This window comes from Pseudooceanicola spongiae (assembly GCF_014899185.1).
In the GTDB taxonomy this organism is placed as follows: Bacteria; Pseudomonadota; Alphaproteobacteria; order Rhodobacterales; family Rhodobacteraceae; genus Pseudooceanicola; species Pseudooceanicola spongiae.
This window is the reverse complement of record NZ_CP045201.1, coordinates 3,179,000-3,195,523: the sequence shown is the minus strand read 5'-3', so window position 1 is coordinate 3,195,523 and position 16,524 is coordinate 3,179,000. Positions and strand designations below refer to the sequence as shown.

The 16,524-nt window shown below is 64.1% G+C and carries 16 protein-coding genes; 6 read left to right on the top strand and 10 right to left on the bottom strand.

The genetic code is table 11. From position 1 onward, the window contains the following. Positions 1–25: 25 nt before the first annotated feature. Positions 26–1,600 carry a PAS-domain containing protein gene (locus tag F3W81_RS15040; protein WP_193079937.1) on the bottom strand — a complete coding sequence of 525 codons (1,575 nt, stop codon included), beginning with the start codon at positions 1,598–1,600 and terminating at the stop codon, positions 26–28. Positions 1,601–1,701: 101 nt separating this feature from the next. Further along, positions 1,702–3,090: a sensor histidine kinase RegB gene (regB, locus tag F3W81_RS15035; protein ID WP_193079936.1), complete on the bottom strand. Its 1,389-nt coding sequence runs from the start codon at positions 3,088–3,090 to the stop codon at positions 1,702–1,704. Between the two features lie 103 nt (positions 3,091–3,193). Here regB and F3W81_RS15030 point away from each other — a divergent pair, with 103 nt between their 5' ends. Together F3W81_RS15030 and F3W81_RS15025 are read left to right on the top strand one after the other, a co-directional pair. After that, positions 3,194–3,826: an SCO family protein gene (locus F3W81_RS15030; protein ID WP_193079935.1), complete on the top strand. Its 633-nt coding sequence runs from the start codon at positions 3,194–3,196 to the stop codon at positions 3,824–3,826. Positions 3,827–3,932: 106 nt separating this feature from the next. Further along, positions 3,933–4,481: an ActR/PrrA/RegA family redox response regulator transcription factor gene (locus F3W81_RS15025; RefSeq protein ID WP_193079934.1), complete on the top strand. Its 549-nt coding sequence runs from the start codon at positions 3,933–3,935 to the stop codon at positions 4,479–4,481. A 72-nt stretch (positions 4,482–4,553) separates the two neighbouring features. Here the strand turns inward: F3W81_RS15025 and F3W81_RS15020 are convergent, their stop codons facing one another. Both F3W81_RS15020 and F3W81_RS15015 read right to left on the bottom strand, forming a co-directional pair. After that, complete coding sequence (locus tag F3W81_RS15020; RefSeq protein ID WP_193079933.1) at positions 4,554–5,042, bottom strand: GNAT family N-acetyltransferase; 489 nt, start codon at positions 5,040–5,042, stop codon at positions 4,554–4,556. Beyond that, complete coding sequence (locus F3W81_RS15015; protein WP_193079932.1) at positions 5,039–5,632, bottom strand: HD domain-containing protein; 594 nt, start codon at positions 5,630–5,632, stop codon at positions 5,039–5,041. Before F3W81_RS15015 ends, F3W81_RS15020 begins: the two co-directional genes overlap by 4 nt. Positions 5,633–5,741: 109 nt before the next feature. Between F3W81_RS15015 and ahcY the strand changes: the two genes are divergently transcribed. After that, positions 5,742–7,136, top strand: coding sequence for an adenosylhomocysteinase (ahcY, locus tag F3W81_RS15010; RefSeq protein ID WP_193079931.1), 1,395 nt, complete (start codon positions 5,742–5,744; stop codon positions 7,134–7,136). Positions 7,137–7,215: 79 nt separating this feature from the next. On the opposite strand, the gene F3W81_RS15005 is transcribed toward ahcY, so the two are convergent. The 6 genes from F3W81_RS15005 to tsaD all read right to left on the bottom strand — a co-directional run bounded on the left by F3W81_RS15005 (position 7,216) and on the right by tsaD (position 12,597). Further along, positions 7,216–8,757: an alanine/glycine:cation symporter family protein gene (locus tag F3W81_RS15005; RefSeq protein WP_193079930.1), complete on the bottom strand. Its 1,542-nt coding sequence runs from the start codon at positions 8,755–8,757 to the stop codon at positions 7,216–7,218. Between the two features lie 18 nt (positions 8,758–8,775). Continuing rightward, positions 8,776–9,210: a universal stress protein gene (locus tag F3W81_RS15000; protein ID WP_193079929.1), complete on the bottom strand. Its 435-nt coding sequence runs from the start codon at positions 9,208–9,210 to the stop codon at positions 8,776–8,778. A 634-nt stretch (positions 9,211–9,844) separates the two neighbouring features. Next, positions 9,845–10,267 carry an EVE domain-containing protein gene (locus tag F3W81_RS14995; protein ID WP_193079928.1) on the bottom strand — a complete coding sequence of 141 codons (423 nt, stop codon included), beginning with the start codon at positions 10,265–10,267 and terminating at the stop codon, positions 9,845–9,847. After that, entirely contained in the window at positions 10,267–10,539 is a 273-nt protein-coding gene (locus F3W81_RS14990) for a YciI family protein (protein ID WP_193079927.1), read from the bottom strand. The genes F3W81_RS14995 and F3W81_RS14990 overlap by 1 nt, the downstream gene beginning before the upstream one ends. A 4-nt stretch (positions 10,540–10,543) precedes the next feature. After that, complete coding sequence (locus tag F3W81_RS14985) at positions 10,544–11,509, bottom strand: NAD(P)H-dependent glycerol-3-phosphate dehydrogenase (RefSeq protein WP_193079926.1); 966 nt, start codon at positions 11,507–11,509, stop codon at positions 10,544–10,546. Then, entirely contained in the window at positions 11,506–12,597 is a 1,092-nt protein-coding gene (gene tsaD, locus F3W81_RS14980) for a tRNA (adenosine(37)-N6)-threonylcarbamoyltransferase complex transferase subunit TsaD (protein ID WP_193079925.1), read from the bottom strand. Before tsaD ends, F3W81_RS14985 begins: the two co-directional genes overlap by 4 nt. Before the next feature lie 105 nt (positions 12,598–12,702). On the opposite strand from tsaD, the gene F3W81_RS14975 reads away from it, so the two are divergent. The 3 genes from F3W81_RS14975 to F3W81_RS14965 are packed head-to-tail and all read left to right on the top strand — an operon-like array spanning position 12,703 to position 16,513. Continuing rightward, entirely contained in the window at positions 12,703–13,431 is a 729-nt protein-coding gene (locus tag F3W81_RS14975; RefSeq protein WP_193079924.1) for a uroporphyrinogen-III synthase, read from the top strand. Between the two features lie 49 nt (positions 13,432–13,480). Continuing rightward, positions 13,481–14,935 (top strand): COG4223 family protein, encoded by a 1,455-nt coding sequence (locus F3W81_RS14970; protein ID WP_193079923.1) that lies wholly within the window; start codon positions 13,481–13,483, stop codon positions 14,933–14,935. Positions 14,936–14,947: 12 nt separating this feature from the next. Then, the gene (locus F3W81_RS14965) at positions 14,948–16,513 is read left to right on the top strand and encodes a heme biosynthesis protein HemY (RefSeq protein ID WP_193079922.1); all 1,566 of its coding nucleotides are present in this window, start codon (positions 14,948–14,950) and stop codon (positions 16,511–16,513) included. Positions 16,514–16,524: the final 11 nt, after the last annotated feature.

Genomic DNA, 16,524 nt, shown 5'->3' with positions numbered 1-16,524 from the left:
TATGGCAGTAGCCAGTCCGGCGCGGCTATTCCGCAGCGGTATCCACGGGAACAGAGGGGACCCGCATGAGGCCGAAATTGACCATGCAGGCGCCTGAGACCAGCGGTACCACGCTGCAGGACACTTCTCCGGCGTCGCGAAAGTGCATTGTGTGCTTCCAGTCCAGTCGATCGGGCCGGGTCAGCAATCTCTCCAGCAACTCCCCAAGACCTGCTGCGTCGGAGGCCTTGCGACACCACATACGGTGTGCATCTCGGATCACGATGCCGGACAGATCCTCTTGCGGTTCAATCTGGAACAGGCGTCGGTAGGCAGCGTTGCAATAGCTCATCAGCCCCTGTGCATCGAAAATGACGATCGGGTCGGTGATGGCATCCAGCACCGACTGGGACAACGAGAGCTGCTGGCGGAAGCGCCGGGTCATCGCGATTTCGTCGCTGATATCTTCAAACAGAAACGCGATAGCGCCATTGGGGTGTGGCCGGCCCGTGACCCGGTACGTGGCGCCGGAGGGCAGGCTCCAGGTTTCTTGATAGCGACCATCGGCGGCGGCACTGACCAGCGCGCTCAGCTGCTCGCGCCAGGAGGCATAATTCTTGGGCTCCGGCATGATGCGCTGATCGCGCAGGTGGTCGAAAAAATGCGACAGAGCCGGCCGGGACGTCAGGAACTCCGGCGATAGCGAGGTCAGATCGACCAGAGACGGATTGAACAGGATCAGCTGGCGATCCCGGTCGAAGATCGCAAGGCCGGTCGACAATTGTGCGAAGGTCTTTGTCAGGGTCTGGACAAAATTGCGCTGTGCAAGCTCGGCCCGCACCAGCGCTGTCACGTCCTGCGCTGAGCATTGCCAGCCATCCTCGATGCGGCGGGCGGAGACATCAAACCAGCGCTCTGGCAGGCGGCCGCGCGGGTCGAGCATGATCCGATAGGTGAAAACCGGGCGATCCGTTGCGGCCTCGGTATTGCGCACCAGCGGCACATTGACGTCGGACGACCCCTCCAGTTGCTCCTCCAGCGCCCGGTAGGCAGCGTTCTTGCGCAGCACCTGACCATTGGTGTTCATCGTCCAGATCGGGATCGCCAAGTATTCGACCAGCGCGGTCATCTGGTCCAGCCGCTGGCCGTTCAGCTGGGCCGTGTGCAGATGAACGAGGCTGCCCGCCTCGGTTTCGCGCAGGGTCACACGCAGCCGGTGGCCGACCTGCCGCAAGCGCAGAACCCCGCTGTCGCCAGAGTAGCGAGCGTTCAGGCTGCGAAACAGTTCGTCCGTAGCGAGTTCAGGCAGTTCGGGCATTCCGGGGAAGCGGGGGAGCAGCAGCTGGCGCAAGACCTCCCAGTCCGAGGCATCGTGACCGAAGGTTTCAAGATGCTCGCGCCATTCCGACGGGGCGGAGACCAGCCGCTGTTCATCGAACAGAAAAACCGAGGTGGTCATGGCCGCAACATCACCTGTCCCGGCCCGCTCAAGCGACCCGCGCCGCGTGAGAACGGCGATCAGGCCAAGGCTGAGCAGTGACAGAACGATGCTCAGCGCGACCGCCATCAGTATCTCGTAAAGGCTCAGTCCAGCCAGATGTGTGCCGGTGTCGAGGATCACAGCAGGCTCCAACAATTCTACCAATGGAGTGGCACTGAAGTGGTAAATAAATCCTTAATTGTGTCTGAGTTTAGCACATTTCCGGTTATTTTGCGACAGTATCAGCGAATTGGAATATTTTCTCCAAGCGGCTGAGAGGCCTCGCCTGCGGGGACATCGATCTTTCTGCGGGGCCATGTCACCTCGACGATGGCGCCGGTGCGCTCGGTCTCGATCTCCGGGCTATCCAGCGCATCGTCGCTGCCATTGGCAAAGGTCAGCTCGGCCCCGGTGCGTTCGAGCAGGGTTTTTGCGATGAACAGGCCCAGACCCATGCCTTCATATTCAGGGCGGGCGTGGCCATCCGAGGCCATGCGACGACGACGCATGAAGGGGTCTCCGATCCGCCCCAGAACCGTCGGCGAATAGCCGGGGCCGTCGTCCATGATGCGCACTGAAATCTCAGTCTCGTCCCAGGAGCTGTCGACCCAGACGTTGCCATTGGCGAAGTCTACGGCGTTCTGCACCAGATTGCGCAAGCCGTGGATCAGCTCAGGTTGACGCAGGATCGCGGGGGGCAGGTCGCTGCCGTCGCCATGGGTGAAGTGGATCAGCTTGCCGCGCTCTCGGTGTGGTTCGGCGGCTTCCTCGATCACCGTCGACAGGGGCGCCTGACGCATGTGCAAGTCGTCCTTTCCGGCGCGCCCCATGGAGCGCAGGATATCGCGGCACCGATCCGCCTGATCGCGGATCAGGCGTGCGTCTTCCTGCAGCTCAGGCTGATCGTCCAGCTCGTCTATCAGCTCGGCCGAGGTCAGCTTGATGGTGGCCAGGGGCGTGCCCAATTCATGCGCGGCGGCAGCGACCACACCGCCGAGGTCGGTCAGCTTCTGTTCGCGGGCCAAGGCCATCTGGGTAGCTTGCAGGGCGTCGGACATCGAATGCATCTCGGTCGCGATCCAGCGAGAATAGATGCCGAGGAAAATAACAGCGATCACAATGGCTAACCAGTTTCCGAACAGGAACAGTTCGGCCACTTCGAGGACGTTGCCATCCTCGGTGCGCAGCGACAGGTGGAACTCGGACAGCAGGGTCACAAGGACGATGGCGGTCGAGCCGACGAACAGCGAGGACCGGGCTGTCAGCGCCACGGCGGACACGGTCACCGGCCCGACGATCAGGATGGAAAACGGATTGTGCAGACCCCCGGTGAGGTACAGCAGAAGCCCAAGTTGCAGCAGGTCGAACAGCACCATCAGCAGGTTCTCTGCCTCGGTCAGGCGCTTGCTTTCGGGGAAGATCACGCTGGCCACCAGGTTGCCGATGACCGAGATGCCGACGACGAAGAAACACAAGCCATAGGGCAGCGTCAGGTGATAGACCTCGGCTGCGACCAGCAGGGCGGATAGTTGTCCTGTGATGGCCCCCCAACGCAATAGAATAAGGGTTCTGAGCCGGATCCAGTTGCCGCGGTTCTGGCCCTTCTGGATCGGAAAATCGGTGTCGGTCATGGGCGGCCTTTTGCGGTTTGGCGCAACGCGTCACATTGCATTTGGTGCCCTGATTGATAGGTGTTGTACCACCATCAGGCAATCGCAAGTGAGGAAGGCCCATATGTTGCGCCTATACGCTATCGCCGCCGTGGCTGCGATTGTCGGGCTGACCGGCGGCTTGTGGTATGCGTCGCGGCAGGGCACTCAGGATGCCTTTGCCGCTTGCCGGGGCACGACGGTCGCGGGCGGAGCGGGGCAGATCGGTGGGCCGTTCACGCTGGTCGACGAGACCGGAAAGACGGTCACTGACGCGGATGTGATCACCGGGCCGACGCTGATCTATTTCGGCTATACCTACTGCCCGGATGTCTGCCCGATGGATCTTTCGCGCAATGTGCAAGCCGTGGAAATCCTTGAACAACAGGGCAAAGAGGTGACGCCGGTCTTCATCTCGGTCGACCCGGGCCGCGACACGCCCGAGCACCTGAAGCAGTTCACCGACTATCTGCACCCGCGCCTGCTGGGCCTGAGTGGAAGTGACGCAGAGCTGCGGGCCGCAAGCCAGGCCTACCGCAGCTATTACAAGATCAACGTCCCCGAAGATCCGGCGGACAAGGACTACTATCTTGTTGATCATTCGACATTTTCTTACCTCATGTTCCCGGGGCGCGGTCTTGCGGATTTCTACCGCCGGGACCTCTCCGCAGAGCAGATGGCGGCGCAAATGGCGTGCTTTATCGACGCTGCGTCCTGAGGGCGAGAGGTTTGACGACAGCGCACATCGCGCTTACTACCTTAGGGTAAGCGCCGTTGCTCCGCAGGTCGGAGTACCGCGCGCGATTTAGGAAGGCGTGGCGCATATGGATGACCAGTTGGATATCGGCGACGACAAGACTTTGCTGCTTGTCGATGATGACGAGCCGTTCCTGAAACGCCTCGCCAAGGCCATGGAAAAGCGCGGATTTGACGTGCAGACCGCAGGCTCGGTCGCGGAAGGCAAGGCGCTGGCCAAGGCCCGCCCACCGCGATTTGCCGTTTGTGATCTGAGGCTTGAGGATGGCAACGGCCTCGACGTGGTTGAGGTTCTGCGCGAGACGCGGCCCGATTGCCGGGTGGTTGTGCTGACCGGCTATGGTGCGATTGCAACTGCCGTGGCGGCGGTCAAGATCGGCGCGACGGACTATCTCTCCAAGCCGACGGATGCGACGGATATCACCAATGCCCTGCTGGCGCTTGGCGATGCCCTGCCCCCGCCGCCGGAAAACCCGATGAGCGCGGACCGGGTGCGCTGGGAACATATCCAGCGGGTCTATGAGCTGTGTGATCGCAACGTGTCCGAAACGGCGCGTCGGCTGAACATGCACCGCCGCACCCTGCAACGGATTCTGGCCAAGCGTTCGCCCCGCTAAATACCCCAAATCGGGATGTCGGTATCCGGTCGGTATTCCGGCGGTAAGTGAACGGTGCGAAAATCGCGCCTCTCACAGATCGTAGCGCTTGAGCACCTTGTCGACGTGGGTGCCATCGGACAGGGCGTAGTCCTTGATCCGGCCATAATCCTCAAACCCACGGCTCTGGTAATAGATCAGCCCGCCGGTGTTGTCGGCGCGGATCTCGGCGTTGATCCAAGCATAGCCCTCGGCACGCGCGCCGGTCTTGGTCGCCTCGAACAGTGCCGAGCCGATGCCGAGGCCGGTCTTGCCGATGCGGGCATAGGTGCCGATCTGGCCAACCTTGTCCCCGTGCTGGGCGTGCGGTTCGATCCATTGAAAGCCGAGCAGCGTGCCTGCCTCGTCCTCGGCCAGGGTCCAGACGGCGCGGTCGCTGCGCGCCATCCAGGCAGCCAGATCATCGCGCGTCACGGGGGCGAGCATGGCGGTGGTGCCACCCTGCGCGATCACCTCGTTCAGCAGGTCAGCGAGGGCGGCGCAGTCGAGCACCCCGGCGCGGCGGGTGAGGATTGTGGTCATGTCATCTGCTCCATCAGGTGGGCGTGCTGGGCGGTGAAATCGGCGCGTACCTCGGAGGCGGGGCGCAGAACGATGCTCAGCCCGTCGATCACGGCGGCGTCGGGGCGGCCGAAAAACTTGCTCGCCTCGGCTTCCGAGAACCCGGCGATCTGGGTGGCCTCCATCCAGGCAGAGACGCGGTCGGCCTTCTTGATGCGGGTCTTGAGGGTCTTGGGCGTGGACGCGGGCAGACCGAAGCGGATGTGGATCGCGGCGGCGAGGCGCTTGTCGAGGACGTCATATTCGGGCCCGATGGCGGCCTTCACGGGCGAGATCATGTCGCCGATCACATATTCGGGGGCGTCGTGCAGCAGCGCGGTGAGGCGTTCTGCGGCTTTGGCACCGGGGTTGAGGCGGCAAAACAGCGCATCCACCAGCAGCGAATGTTCGGCGACGGAATAGGCATAGTCGCCATGGGTCTGACCGTTCCAGCGGGCCACGAAGGCCAGACCGTGAGCGATATCCTCGATCTCGATGTCGAAGGGCGTCGGATCCAGCAAATCGAGCCTGCGCCCGGACAACATGCGTTGCCATGCTCTGGCTTGCTTCATGTTTACACCTTCGTCATGCTGTGGCGGTACATATCCGGACCTGCCATTGTCGAGCTTTCGGGCAACTGATATCCCGGCTAGGGACCGACCCACCAGGAGAACGGACTACATGACCCAGGACTACATCGTAAAGGACATTAACCTCGCCGCCTACGGACGGAAGGAACTGGACATCGCGGAGACCGAAATGCCGGGCCTGATGGCGCTGCGTTCGGAGTTCGGCGAAGCTCAGCCCCTGAAGGGCGCGCGGATTGCCGGGTCGCTTCACATGACGATCCAGACGGCTGTACTGATCGAAACGCTTGTCGCTCTGGGGGCCGAGGTTCGCTGGGCGAGCTGCAACATCTTCTCGACCCAGGACCATGCTGCCGCGGCGATTGCCGAAGGCGGCACGCCGGTGTTCGCCATCAAGGGCGAGACGCTGGAAGAATATTGGGACTACGCCGACAAGATCTTTGATTTCCCCGAAGGCACCTGCAACCTGATCCTGGATGATGGTGGCGACGCCACGATGTACATCCTGATCGGTGCCCGCGTCGAAGCCGGCGAAACCGATCTGATCGAGACCCCGCAGAGCGAGGAAGAAACCTTCCTCTTCGCGCAGATCAAAAAGCGTATGGCGGCCATGCCCGGCTGGTTCACCAAGCAGCGCGAGGCCATTCAGGGTGTTTCGGAAGAAACCACCACGGGTGTGCACCGTCTCTATGAACTGCAGAAAAGCGGCCACCTGCCCTTCCCTGCGATCAACGTGAACGACTCCGTCACCAAGTCGAAGTTCGACAACAAGTACGGCTGCAAGGAATCGCTGGTCGACGGTATCCGCCGCGCCACTGACACCATGATGGCCGGCAAGGTTGCCGTCGTTTGCGGTTACGGCGATGTGGGCAAAGGCTCGGCGGCGTCGCTGTCGGGGGCTGGCGCGCGTGTGAAAGTGACCGAGGCCGATCCGATCTGTGCGCTTCAGGCCGCGATGGACGGGTTTGAGGTGGTTCTGCTGGAAGAGGTCGTCGATAGCGCCGACATCTTCATCACCACCACCGGCAACAAGGACATCATCCGGATCGAGCATATGCGCGCGATGAAGGATATGGCGATTGTCGGCAACATCGGTCACTTCGACAACGAGATCCAGGTCGCCAGCCTGAAGAACCACAAGTGGACCAACATCAAGGACCAGGTGGACATGATCGAGATGCCTTCGGGCGCCCGCATCATCCTGCTGTCCGAGGGGCGTCTGCTGAACCTCGGCAATGCCACCGGCCACCCGTCCTTCGTGATGTCGGCGTCCTTCACCAACCAGACGCTGGCGCAGATCGAGCTGTGGACCAAGGGCGACCAGTACAAGAACGAAGTCTACGTTCTGCCCAAGCATCTGGACGAGAAGGTTGCAGCCCTGCACCTGGCGCGCGTCGGTGCCAAGCTGACCAAGCTGACCCCGGAGCAGGCGGCCTATATCGGTGTCACGCCGGATGGCCCGTTCAAGCCGGAACACTACCGCTACTGATCCTCGGGGCCACCTGCCCCGTTGGACATAAAAAAGGCCCCGCAGATAATGCGGGGCCTTTCGTTTTTTGCCGCAAGCCTCAGTGCTTGAAGCGCTTGATCTCGCCGGATTTCAGGCGGCGGATGTAGCTGTTCAGCTCTCGCTTGACGATCGGCATCAGGAAGTAGAGCGCGATGATGTTCACGATCGCCATCGAGAAGAGCATTGCATCAGAGAAGTCGATCACGGGGCCGAGGTTGGCCGCCGCGCCGATGACGATGAACAGGCAGAAGATCACCTTGAAGGCCGTCTCGATCACCTTGCCCTCGCCAAAGAGGTAGGTCCAGGCTTTCAGGCCATAGTAGCTCCAGGAGATCATCGTCGAGAAGGCGAAGAGCACCACCGCGATGGCCAGCAGGTAGGGGAACCACGAAAACGCCCGCGCATAGGCGGCAGAGGTCAGGGCGACGCCGGAGACCTCGCCCTCGGTCGAGATGCGGCCCGCCTCGGCGTTCCAGATATAGAGGCCGGTGTCGGCATCGACGTTCAGCACGCCGGTGATGACGATGACCAGCGCGGTCATGGTGCAGATGACGACGGTGTCGATGAAGGGCTCAAGCAGGGCGACGTAGCCCTCGGTCACAGGCTCTTTCGTGCGCACGGCCGAGTGGGCAATGGCGGCCGAACCGATGCCCGCTTCGTTGGAGAAGGCGGCACGACGGAAGCCTTGGATCAGCGCGCCGGTAAAGCCGCCGACCACGCCGAGGCCGGTAAAGGCGCCCATGAAGATCTGACCGAAGGCCCAGCCGATCATCTGATAGTTCATCGCCAGAATGATCAGCGACACGACGACGTAGAAAACCCCCATGAAGGGCACGATCTTTTCCGTCACCTGAGCGATGGACTTGATGCCGCCGACGATGACGGCAAAGGTCACCACCGCCAGGACGATGCCGGTGATCCAGCCGGGGTAATCGCCGAAGATCCCCGCCAACTGGGCGTGGGCCTGGTTCGACTGGAACATGTTGCCGCCGCCGAGGGCGCCGAGGATGGTGAAGACGCAGAACACCACCGCCATGACGCGCCCACCGGGCAGGCCGCGTTCCTTGAAGCCCTTGGTGATATAGTACATCGGCCCGCCCGAGACGTGGCCATCGGGGTATTCGTTACGATACTTCACCCCCAGCGTACACTCGGTGAACTTGCTCGCCATGCCGAAGAGGCCGGCGATCACCATCCAGAAGGTTGCGCCCGGTCCGCCGATGCCGACGGCAACCGCGACACCCGCGATATTGCCAAGGCCGACGGTGCCCGACAGCGCTGTGGCCAGCGCCTGAAAATGGCTGACCTCGCCCGCGTCATCGGGATCGGAGTAGTCGCCCTTGACCAGCGCGATGGAGTGGGCAAAGCCGCGGATCTGGATGGCGCCGAAGTAGACGGTGAACACCAGCGCGCCGACCACCAGCCAGAGCGCGATCCAGGAAAAGTTGGTGCCCGGCAGGTCGGCGAAGATGAGGTTGACGTACCAGCCGGTATAGTCGGCAAACATCTGGTTGATGGTGGCGTCAATGGACTGGGCCTGTGCGGGCGCTGCCATCAGGGCCGCACCAGTGGCCGCGGTGAGTGCGTGAAGAGTCTTCATGAGGGTCGGCCTTTCTGTTCAGGGGACGATGACGGTGGGCACGGGCGCAATCTGCGCCAGCCCCAGCGGGACCGATCCGAAGACACGGGCCGAAATCGAATTGGAGCCCGAGCGCCCGACAAAGATCATCGCGGCCCCCTTGGCGGTGGCCGTGGCGGCGATCAGCTCAACCACCTGACCATAGCGCATCTCGCCGGTCGCCTCGACACCGGCGGCGGTGGCAATGGCGATGGCGGGCTCGATGATCGCCTCACGGGCGCGCGTCATTTCATGCTTGCGGCGGGTGTGGCGTTCCTCGACTTCCTGCGGGGTGAGGAATGTATAGGGCGACCATTCGAGGACATGGACGATATGTAGCGTCGCATCCTCTTTTCGCGCCCGTTCGATGGCGTAGTTGAGCAGCGTGCTGTCGTCCGCGCCCTCATAGGCCACGACGAATATTTCCTTGGACATGACTTCCCCCTTTTTTTCGGGGGTCCCCTCCGGTCAGGGCCGGATCGGTCCCCCGTTATGTTCAGTTGGGTCGCGTGCAGCGTGTGACGCTACATGGCACCAGACTGCCTTGAGGTGCGGCACTTTGTCATGGAGTTTTGCCGGAAATGGCATGCATTTCGGGATTTAGAGGGTTTTCAGCGGGAAAATGGCGCATTTTCGCTGCGTTGCAGCAAGGATTGCGGCGCCGAACTCCATACCGTTCCGCATGTTGGGACAGCCTGAGAGGGAGTCGAGGTTACCAAAACCTTTCGGAAATGGGTCACATTCTATGTATTCCGAATTTGCTATATGGAGACGGCCGAGGTATCAAGGTTTCACGGCTATGTAGGCCCGGACCTTTCAGATCAGATACACGTGTGGTGCTTAGGGAGCACGTGGGGTGACGGAGGGTAACGGGTCAGGCCGACTCTCCGTTTAAATTCGGCAGAGCGTTTTGGTGCGTCCGCAAAACGCCGTGCGACGTGTCCCCCAGAGGGGCACGTCGCCGCCGCTGTTTGTGTGGGGGTGTTGCGTTTGCAGGCGGAACTTCGGTTTGGGGTGGAGACGGGTCTGGCGTTGGGATCTACGTCTCTGTCTGTGCCGAAGGGCTGTGTCAGTCCGGGTCGGTCTGGCCCATGTCGCAGACGCGCTGCCATTCCTCGGGGGTGACCGGCTGCACAGAGAGGCGGGAGTTTTTCACGAGGATCATGTCGGCAAGGCGCCGGTCGTCCTTGATCTGGTCCAGCGTGACGGGCGTCGTGAACGAACGCACTGCTTTGATGTCGACGCAGTCCCAGCGGGCATCGTCGGTCGTGCTGTCGGGGTGCGAGGTGGCGCAGACCTCGACGATGCCGACGACGCGCTTTTCGTGCACCGAGTGATAGAAAAAGCCCCGGTCGCCCAGAGCCATTTCGCGCATGAAATTGCGGGCCTGATAGTTGCGCACGCCGCCCCATTCCTCGCCCGCGTCGCCCTTGGCCAGCTGATCGTCCCAGCCCCAGGTGCCGGGTTCGGTCTTGAACAGCCAGTAGCGCATCAGCCCATGACCCGCTTCCACGCCGAGATTTCGACGTCGGAGAACAGGCCGGCCTTGGCGTAGGGGTCGTTTTTCGACCACTCCAGCGCTGCGGCGCGGTCCGCCACGTCGAGCACGGCCATGGAGCCGCGCATCTCGCCCTCATCCGACAGCAGCGGGCCGCCGAACATCACGACGCCGGTGTCCTCGGCATAAGCGAGGTGCGCGTCGCGGGTGGCCATACGCAGGGAAAGGGAGTCGGGTTTGTCGCGGGCGATCATGACGAAGGGCATCGGGTCATTCCTTTTTCAGCGGTCGTGACAGCAGCATGTCCATCGCGGTGGCGACGTCAAGACGCGCCTCGACCAGACCGGTGACAACGGCGGTGATGGGCATGTCGAGGTTGAGGCGTTTGGCGACGTCATGGGTGGCACGGGCGGTGGCCGCGCCCTCAACCGTGACGGCGGGATCAAAGGCCTCGCCCCGCCCGATGGAGGCGCCGAAGCGGTAGTTGCGCGATTGCTCTGACGTGCAGGTCAGCGTCAGATCGCCGAAGCCCGACAGCCCGGCGAGGGTTTCGGGCTGGGCGCCGAGGGCGGCGGCCATACGCTGCATTTCCGCGTAGCCGCGGGTCAGCAGGGCGGCGCGGGCGCTCTCACCCAGACCCGCGCCGATGGCGGCACCGCAGGCGATGGCGATGACGTTTTTCAGCGCGCCGCCAAGCTCTGCGCCGATGATATCGGTCGAGCTATAGAGCCGCAGGCTGTGGGTAGAGAGCTGATTTTGCAGGGTTTCAGCGCAATTGGCGTCGCCGCAGGCCAGCGTCAGGGCGGTCGGCAGGCCGCGCGCGATATCGGCGGCAAAGCTGGGTCCGGTCAGAGTGGCGGGGGTCGCGTCGGGCAGCACCTCGGCCAGCACTTCAGAGGCGCGCAGGCCGCTCGACAGCTCGATCCCCTTGCAGCAGATCACCAGCGTGCGGTGCGAAAGCTGCGCCGCGTGGGTGGTCAACAGGGCGCGCAGGGTCTGCATCGGGGTGGCCAGCAGGATGGGGCCGTGCGCTGGCAGCGAGGCCATGTCCGACGCACAGGTCAGCCCGTCCGGCAGGCTGACGCCGGGCAGGCGCGGGGTTTCGCGGCTTGCTTGCATCTGGGCCATCACGTCGGCGTTGCGGCCCCAGAGCCAGACGGTGCGCGCGTCGCTTTCGCGCTGCATCGAGACGGCGAGCGCGGTGCCGAAGGCCCCTGCCCCAAGAACGGAGATCATGCCTTGGCGCCTTTCTTGCCACTGCCGAGCATCGACGGGCTGGCGGTGTCGAGGGGCCAGCGCGGGCGGGCCATCAGGGTCATGTCGTCCACCTCTCCCAGGGCAAACCGCTCAATCCCCGCGTAGGCGATCATCGCGGCGTTGTCGGTACACAGGGCCAACGGCGGGGCGGTGAAGGTGGTTCCCGTCTCGGCACAGAGATCCATCAGGGCGGTGCGGATCGCGGTGTTGGCGGCGACGCCTCCAGCGACGGCGAGGGTCGGCTGGGCTGGCGACTCGGCGAGGTAGAGCGCCAGCGCGCGGCGGGTCTTTTCGCGCAGCACGTCGACGACGGCGGCCTGAAACCCGGCGCAGAGGTCGGCGCGGTCGCCGATGCGCAGGGCATCGCCGTCCATGACGCTGTCGCGGGTGCGCAGAAGGGCGGTTTTCAGGCCGGAAAAGCTCATGTCACAGCCCTCGCGGTCCAGTAGGGGGCGGGGGAAGGGAAAGCGTTTGGGGTCGCCCTTCAGCGCTTCGGCCTCGACCGAGGGGCCGCCGGGCTGGGGCAGCGCCAGCAGGCGGGCGGTCTTGTCGAAGGCCTCGCCCGGGGCGTCGTCGATGGTGCCGCCGAGGCGGGTGAAATCCTGCGGGCCGCGCACCATAAGGAACTGGCAGTGCCCACCCGAGACCAGCAGCATCAGGTAGGGAAAGGCGATGCCATCGGTCAGGCGCGGCGTCAGCGCATGACCGGCGAGGTGGTTGACCCCGATCAGCGGCTTGCCTGTCGCGACGGCCAGCCCCTTGGCGCACATGACGCCGGACAGGACCCCTCCGATCAGGCCGGGGCCCGCGGTGACAGCAATGGCGTCAACCTGCGCCAGGGTGAGTCCGGCCTGCGCCAGCGCCTCGATCACGCAGGTGTCGAGCTTTTCGGCATGCGCACGGGCGGCGATTTCCGGCACGACGCCACCGAAGGCCGCGTGCAGGTCGTTCTGGCCGACAACGACCGACGACAGCACGTGGGCGGTCCCGGGCTGGCCGCGCAGGACAGCGGCGCCGGTATCGTCACAGCTGCTTTCGATGCCGAGGAAGATCAGGTCTTGGGTCATGGCCGGTCCGTTGCGAAAATCCTGAGGGGCAGGTAACACCGCGACAGCGTGCAAACAACTCTGCCAGCGGATCTGCTGTGCAGGGCGGCGCAAAAGGGGGACGGCATGCAACCCGTGGTCTTGATCACCCGGCCCGAGGCCGAGGCGCAGCGTCTGGCGGAAGATATCGCGGCGCGTGCCAGCAATGTGCGCTGTGTGATCTCGCCGTTGCAGGAGGTGCTGTTCGATGTGGCCGCGCTGGAGGAGATCGCGCGGCGTGACGTCGACAGCGCGCTGATCTTCACCTCGCGCAACGGCGTGCGGGCCTGGAGGGGGGGCGCGCGGCGTGCCTATTGCGTGGGCAATGCGACGGCAGACCTCGCCCGAGCCGCTGGTCATGAGGCGATTTCCGCTGATGGCGATGCGAATGACCTCAGGGCGCTGATCCTGCGCGACACCCCACGCCAGCCGCTGTTGCACCTGCGTGGCGCGCAGCATCGCGGTGATCTGGCGGCAGATTTGCGCGCCGCGGGCCTGAACGCACAGGGGGTCGAGGCCTATCGCCAGCAGCCCCGCCCCCTGACGCCGCAGGCTCTGGCAGCGATGGCGGGGGCCGCGCCGATAGTGGCGCCATTATACTCACCCGGTTCGGCGCGACTGTTTGCGCAGGCCTGGCGGGGCGATGCGCCCTTGCTCATCGCGGCGATCAGTCCGATGATTTCCCCTGAGATTGAAGGTTTGGAAACCAAGCGTGTCGAAATTGCCGCCCACCCCAGCGGCGAAACAATGCTAGGTGTGATAACTGGACTTATCGCCGCAGCGCATCAACTTGAGACGCGTGGGGGTGGCGGCTAAGCTGCCAGTGTATTTGCTGCGTTATTTGAGAATCGAAGAGGATTGATCCGTGGCCAAGAAGACCGACGACAAGACAGACAAGGCCGGGATTGCTCCGACTGTGGCCGATACCAGCGCAGCCCCTACGGCGGCGCCTGCCGAGGATGTGCACGAGGGTGCCTCTGAGGTCGAGGCGGTTCCCGAGGCGGACGAGACAGCGCTGGCCGAACAGGTGAGCCTGCGCGCGCCGCTGCATGATCCGCGCGATGCGCCGATCGAACGGGCCCCCGCGAAGGCTGCAATCACGGCCACCTCCGGTGACACAGATCTGGCGGCCCCCACCCATGATCCCCGCACCATGGACGAGAGCGACGCCGCCACCTTCGGGGCCGAGCGCGACAGCGACAGTGAGACAGATGCGGCGGATGCCGCGCCGGTGATGGCGAGCAGCATCCCCTCCAGCAAGGCGAAACCCGCCGCTAATAAGGCCAAGAGTGCGGCTGAACCCGCGGCCGAGCGTGTTGTCGAACGGGTCGTCGTCAAGCGCGGTGGCTTCTTTCCGGCGCTGCTGGGCGGTGTGATCGCGGCAGGGCTGGGCTTTGGTCTGGCGCTGGCGCTCTATCCCGATGGCGCACCGTTCATGAGCGGCGGCGGCACGGCGGACCTGCGCACCAAGGTTGAGGAGCAGTCTGCGGCCCTTGCCCAGAACACCCGCACCATTGCCGAATTGCAGTCGCGCGTGACGGCAGAGCCGGATCTGTCGGGGCTTGAGAGCCTTGGCAGCGATCTGGCGGCGCTGAAATCCAGCGTTGCGGATGTGTCCTCTGCCACCGATCAGAACGCCGCCAGCCTGTCGAACCTGACCTCGCGTCTGACCGCGATCGAAAAGCGCCCTGTTGAAACGGGCGTCTCGGATCAGGCGATCAAGGCCTATGAGGGCGAGCTGACCAAGCTGCAACAGGCGATGCAGGACCAGCGGAGCGAGATCGAGGACATGATCGCGCAGTCGCAGGAGATGAAGGCCGACGCGGCGAATACGGCGCGCGAAACGCAGATCCGCGCGTCGCTCGTGCGGATCGGGTCGTCGCTGGATGCGGGCGACCCCTATGAGGCGCCGATCCAGACGCTGGCGGATCTGGGGATCGAGATTCCGGCACCGCTGGACAGCCACGCGGCCGCCGGTGTCGCCACGATGGCCCGCCTGCGCGACGAGTTCCCCGAGTATGCCCGCAAGGCGCTGGCGGTGACGCGCGACAATGGCGATACGTCGTCGGTGGTGTCGTTCCTCAAGAACCAGCTGGGCGCGCGGTCGTTGAACCCGCGCGAAGGCAACGACCCGGACGCGATCCTGTCGCGGGCCGAGGGCAAGTTGCGCGACGGTCAGCTGAGCGAGGCGCTGGACGAACTTTCCGCCCTGCCCGACACCGCCAAGAGCGAAATACAACCCTGGATCGACCTCGCGTCGGGCCGGGCCGAAGCTGTCACCGCCCAAGAGGCGATGATGGCCGATTTCAAGACGAACTAAGGATTTCACCCTATGCTATGGTCGCTTGTCAAAATCGTCGTTTTCGTCGTCATCGTGGCCGCTCTCACTCTGGGGGCGAGCTATCTGCTGGACCTCGAAGGTGGCGTGCGGATCGCGTTTGGGGCGTATGAATATAACCTGACGCCCATCAAGGCGGTGATTGCGCTGTTGCTGCTGGTCGCGGCGGTCTGGGTGATCAGCAAGGTCGTGGGCATGTTGGTGGCGCTGCTGCGCTTCATTAACGGCGACGAAACCGCGCTGACCCGCTATTTCGACCGCAACCGCGAACGCAAGGGGCTGCAGGCCCTCAGCGAAGGCATGATGGCGCTGGCCTCGGGCGAGGGGCGTCTGGCGATTGCCAAGGCGCACAAGGCGGAACGCTACCTCGACCGCCCCGAGATGACCAACCTGCTGACCGCGCAGGCGGCGGAGCTGACGGGCGACAAGCGCAAGCGCGAGGAAGCCTACAAGCGCCTGCTGGCCGATGACCGCACCCGCTTTGTCGGGGTGCGCGGGCTGATGAAGCAGCGTCTGGAAGAGGGCGATACCGAGACGGCGATGAAGCTGGCCGAAAAGGCCTTTGCGCTGAAACCCGGCCATGTCGAGGTGCAGGATACCCTGCTGCGCCTGCAGGCCGGCAGCCAGGACTGGCAGGGTGCGCGCGCCACGCTGAAGGCCAAGCTGCGCACCGGCGCCCTGCCCCGCGACGTGCACAAGCGCCGCGACGCGGTGCTGGCGCTGAGCGAGGCCAAGACGGTGATCGACGAGAACAGCTCCATCGAGGCCCGCGAAGCCGCGATCGAAGCTAACCGCCTGTCTCCCGACCTGATCCCCGCCGCTTGCTTTGCCGCCCGTGCCTATGCCGAGCAGGGCAAGATCAAATACGCCACGCGCGTGCTGAAAAAGGCCTGGGAGGCGCTGCCGCACCCCGACCTCGCCGCCGCCTTTGCCGCCCTTGAGCCGGACGAGAGCGCCGAGGCCCGCCTGAAACGCTTTCGCACCCTGACGCGCATCCAGCCCGAGCACCGCGAGACACGGCTGCTGCTGGCCGAGCTGAACATCGGTGCTGAGGATTTCCCCGAGGCGCGCCGTGCCCTCGGTGATCTGGCGGTCGTCGCCCCCGATGCCCGTGCGCTGACCATCATGGCCGCGATCGAGCGTGGCGAGGGCAGTGCCGATGCCATCGTCAAGGGCTGGCTGACCCGCGCTGTCAGTGCCCCGCGTGGCCCGCAATGGACCTGCGAGAACTGCAATCAGGTGCATGCGGAATGGGTGCCGATCTGCGAAAACTGTCAGGCTTTCGACACGCTGGCCTGGAAAGTGCCGCCCGCGACGGAATACCAGACCCCGATGTCGCAGCACATGTTGCCTCTGATCGTGGGTCGCATCGACGACGCGGTGAACGTGCCCGCACCCGCCGATCCGAATCCGGATTACGCGGCCCCCGAGGCGGCGAAGCCGGTGGAACCCGAGACCCGCGCCTCGGCCAGCGTGAACGAGGTGCCTGACGCAGAGGTGCTGCCTGAGGAAGAGGCCGCCATCGCGCCAGCGGAGGCACCGCGTTTCGGGCGAAAATAGCACTTTCCCAA

Excerpts from the sequence above, each read along its gene's own strand:
- regB (WP_193079936.1), bottom strand. The coding sequence starts at position 3,090 with ATGACCGACACCGATTTTCCGATCCAGAAGGGCCAGAACCGCGGCAAC.
- F3W81_RS15030 (WP_193079935.1), top strand. The coding sequence starts at position 3,194 with ATGTTGCGCCTATACGCTATCGCCGCCGTGGCTGCGATTGTCGGGCTG.
- F3W81_RS15025 (WP_193079934.1), top strand. The coding sequence starts at position 3,933 with ATGGATGACCAGTTGGATATCGGCGACGACAAGACTTTGCTGCTTGTC.
- F3W81_RS15020 (WP_193079933.1), bottom strand. The coding sequence starts at position 5,042 with ATGACCACAATCCTCACCCGCCGCGCCGGGGTGCTCGACTGCGCCGCC.
- F3W81_RS15015 (WP_193079932.1), bottom strand. The coding sequence starts at position 5,632 with ATGAAGCAAGCCAGAGCATGGCAACGCATGTTGTCCGGGCGCAGGCTC.
- ahcY (WP_193079931.1), top strand. The coding sequence starts at position 5,742 with ATGACCCAGGACTACATCGTAAAGGACATTAACCTCGCCGCCTACGGA.
- F3W81_RS15005 (WP_193079930.1), bottom strand. The coding sequence starts at position 8,757 with ATGAAGACTCTTCACGCACTCACCGCGGCCACTGGTGCGGCCCTGATG.
- F3W81_RS15000 (WP_193079929.1), bottom strand. The coding sequence starts at position 9,210 with ATGTCCAAGGAAATATTCGTCGTGGCCTATGAGGGCGCGGACGACAGC.
- F3W81_RS14995 (WP_193079928.1), bottom strand. The coding sequence starts at position 10,267 with ATGCGCTACTGGCTGTTCAAGACCGAACCCGGCACCTGGGGCTGGGAC.
- F3W81_RS14990 (WP_193079927.1), bottom strand. The coding sequence starts at position 10,539 with ATGCCCTTCGTCATGATCGCCCGCGACAAACCCGACTCCCTTTCCCTG.
- F3W81_RS14985 (WP_193079926.1), bottom strand. The coding sequence starts at position 11,509 with ATGATCTCCGTTCTTGGGGCAGGGGCCTTCGGCACCGCGCTCGCCGTC.
- tsaD (WP_193079925.1), bottom strand. The coding sequence starts at position 12,597 with ATGACCCAAGACCTGATCTTCCTCGGCATCGAAAGCAGCTGTGACGAT.
- F3W81_RS14975 (WP_193079924.1), top strand. The coding sequence starts at position 12,703 with ATGCAACCCGTGGTCTTGATCACCCGGCCCGAGGCCGAGGCGCAGCGT.
- F3W81_RS14965 (WP_193079922.1), top strand. The coding sequence starts at position 14,948 with ATGCTATGGTCGCTTGTCAAAATCGTCGTTTTCGTCGTCATCGTGGCC.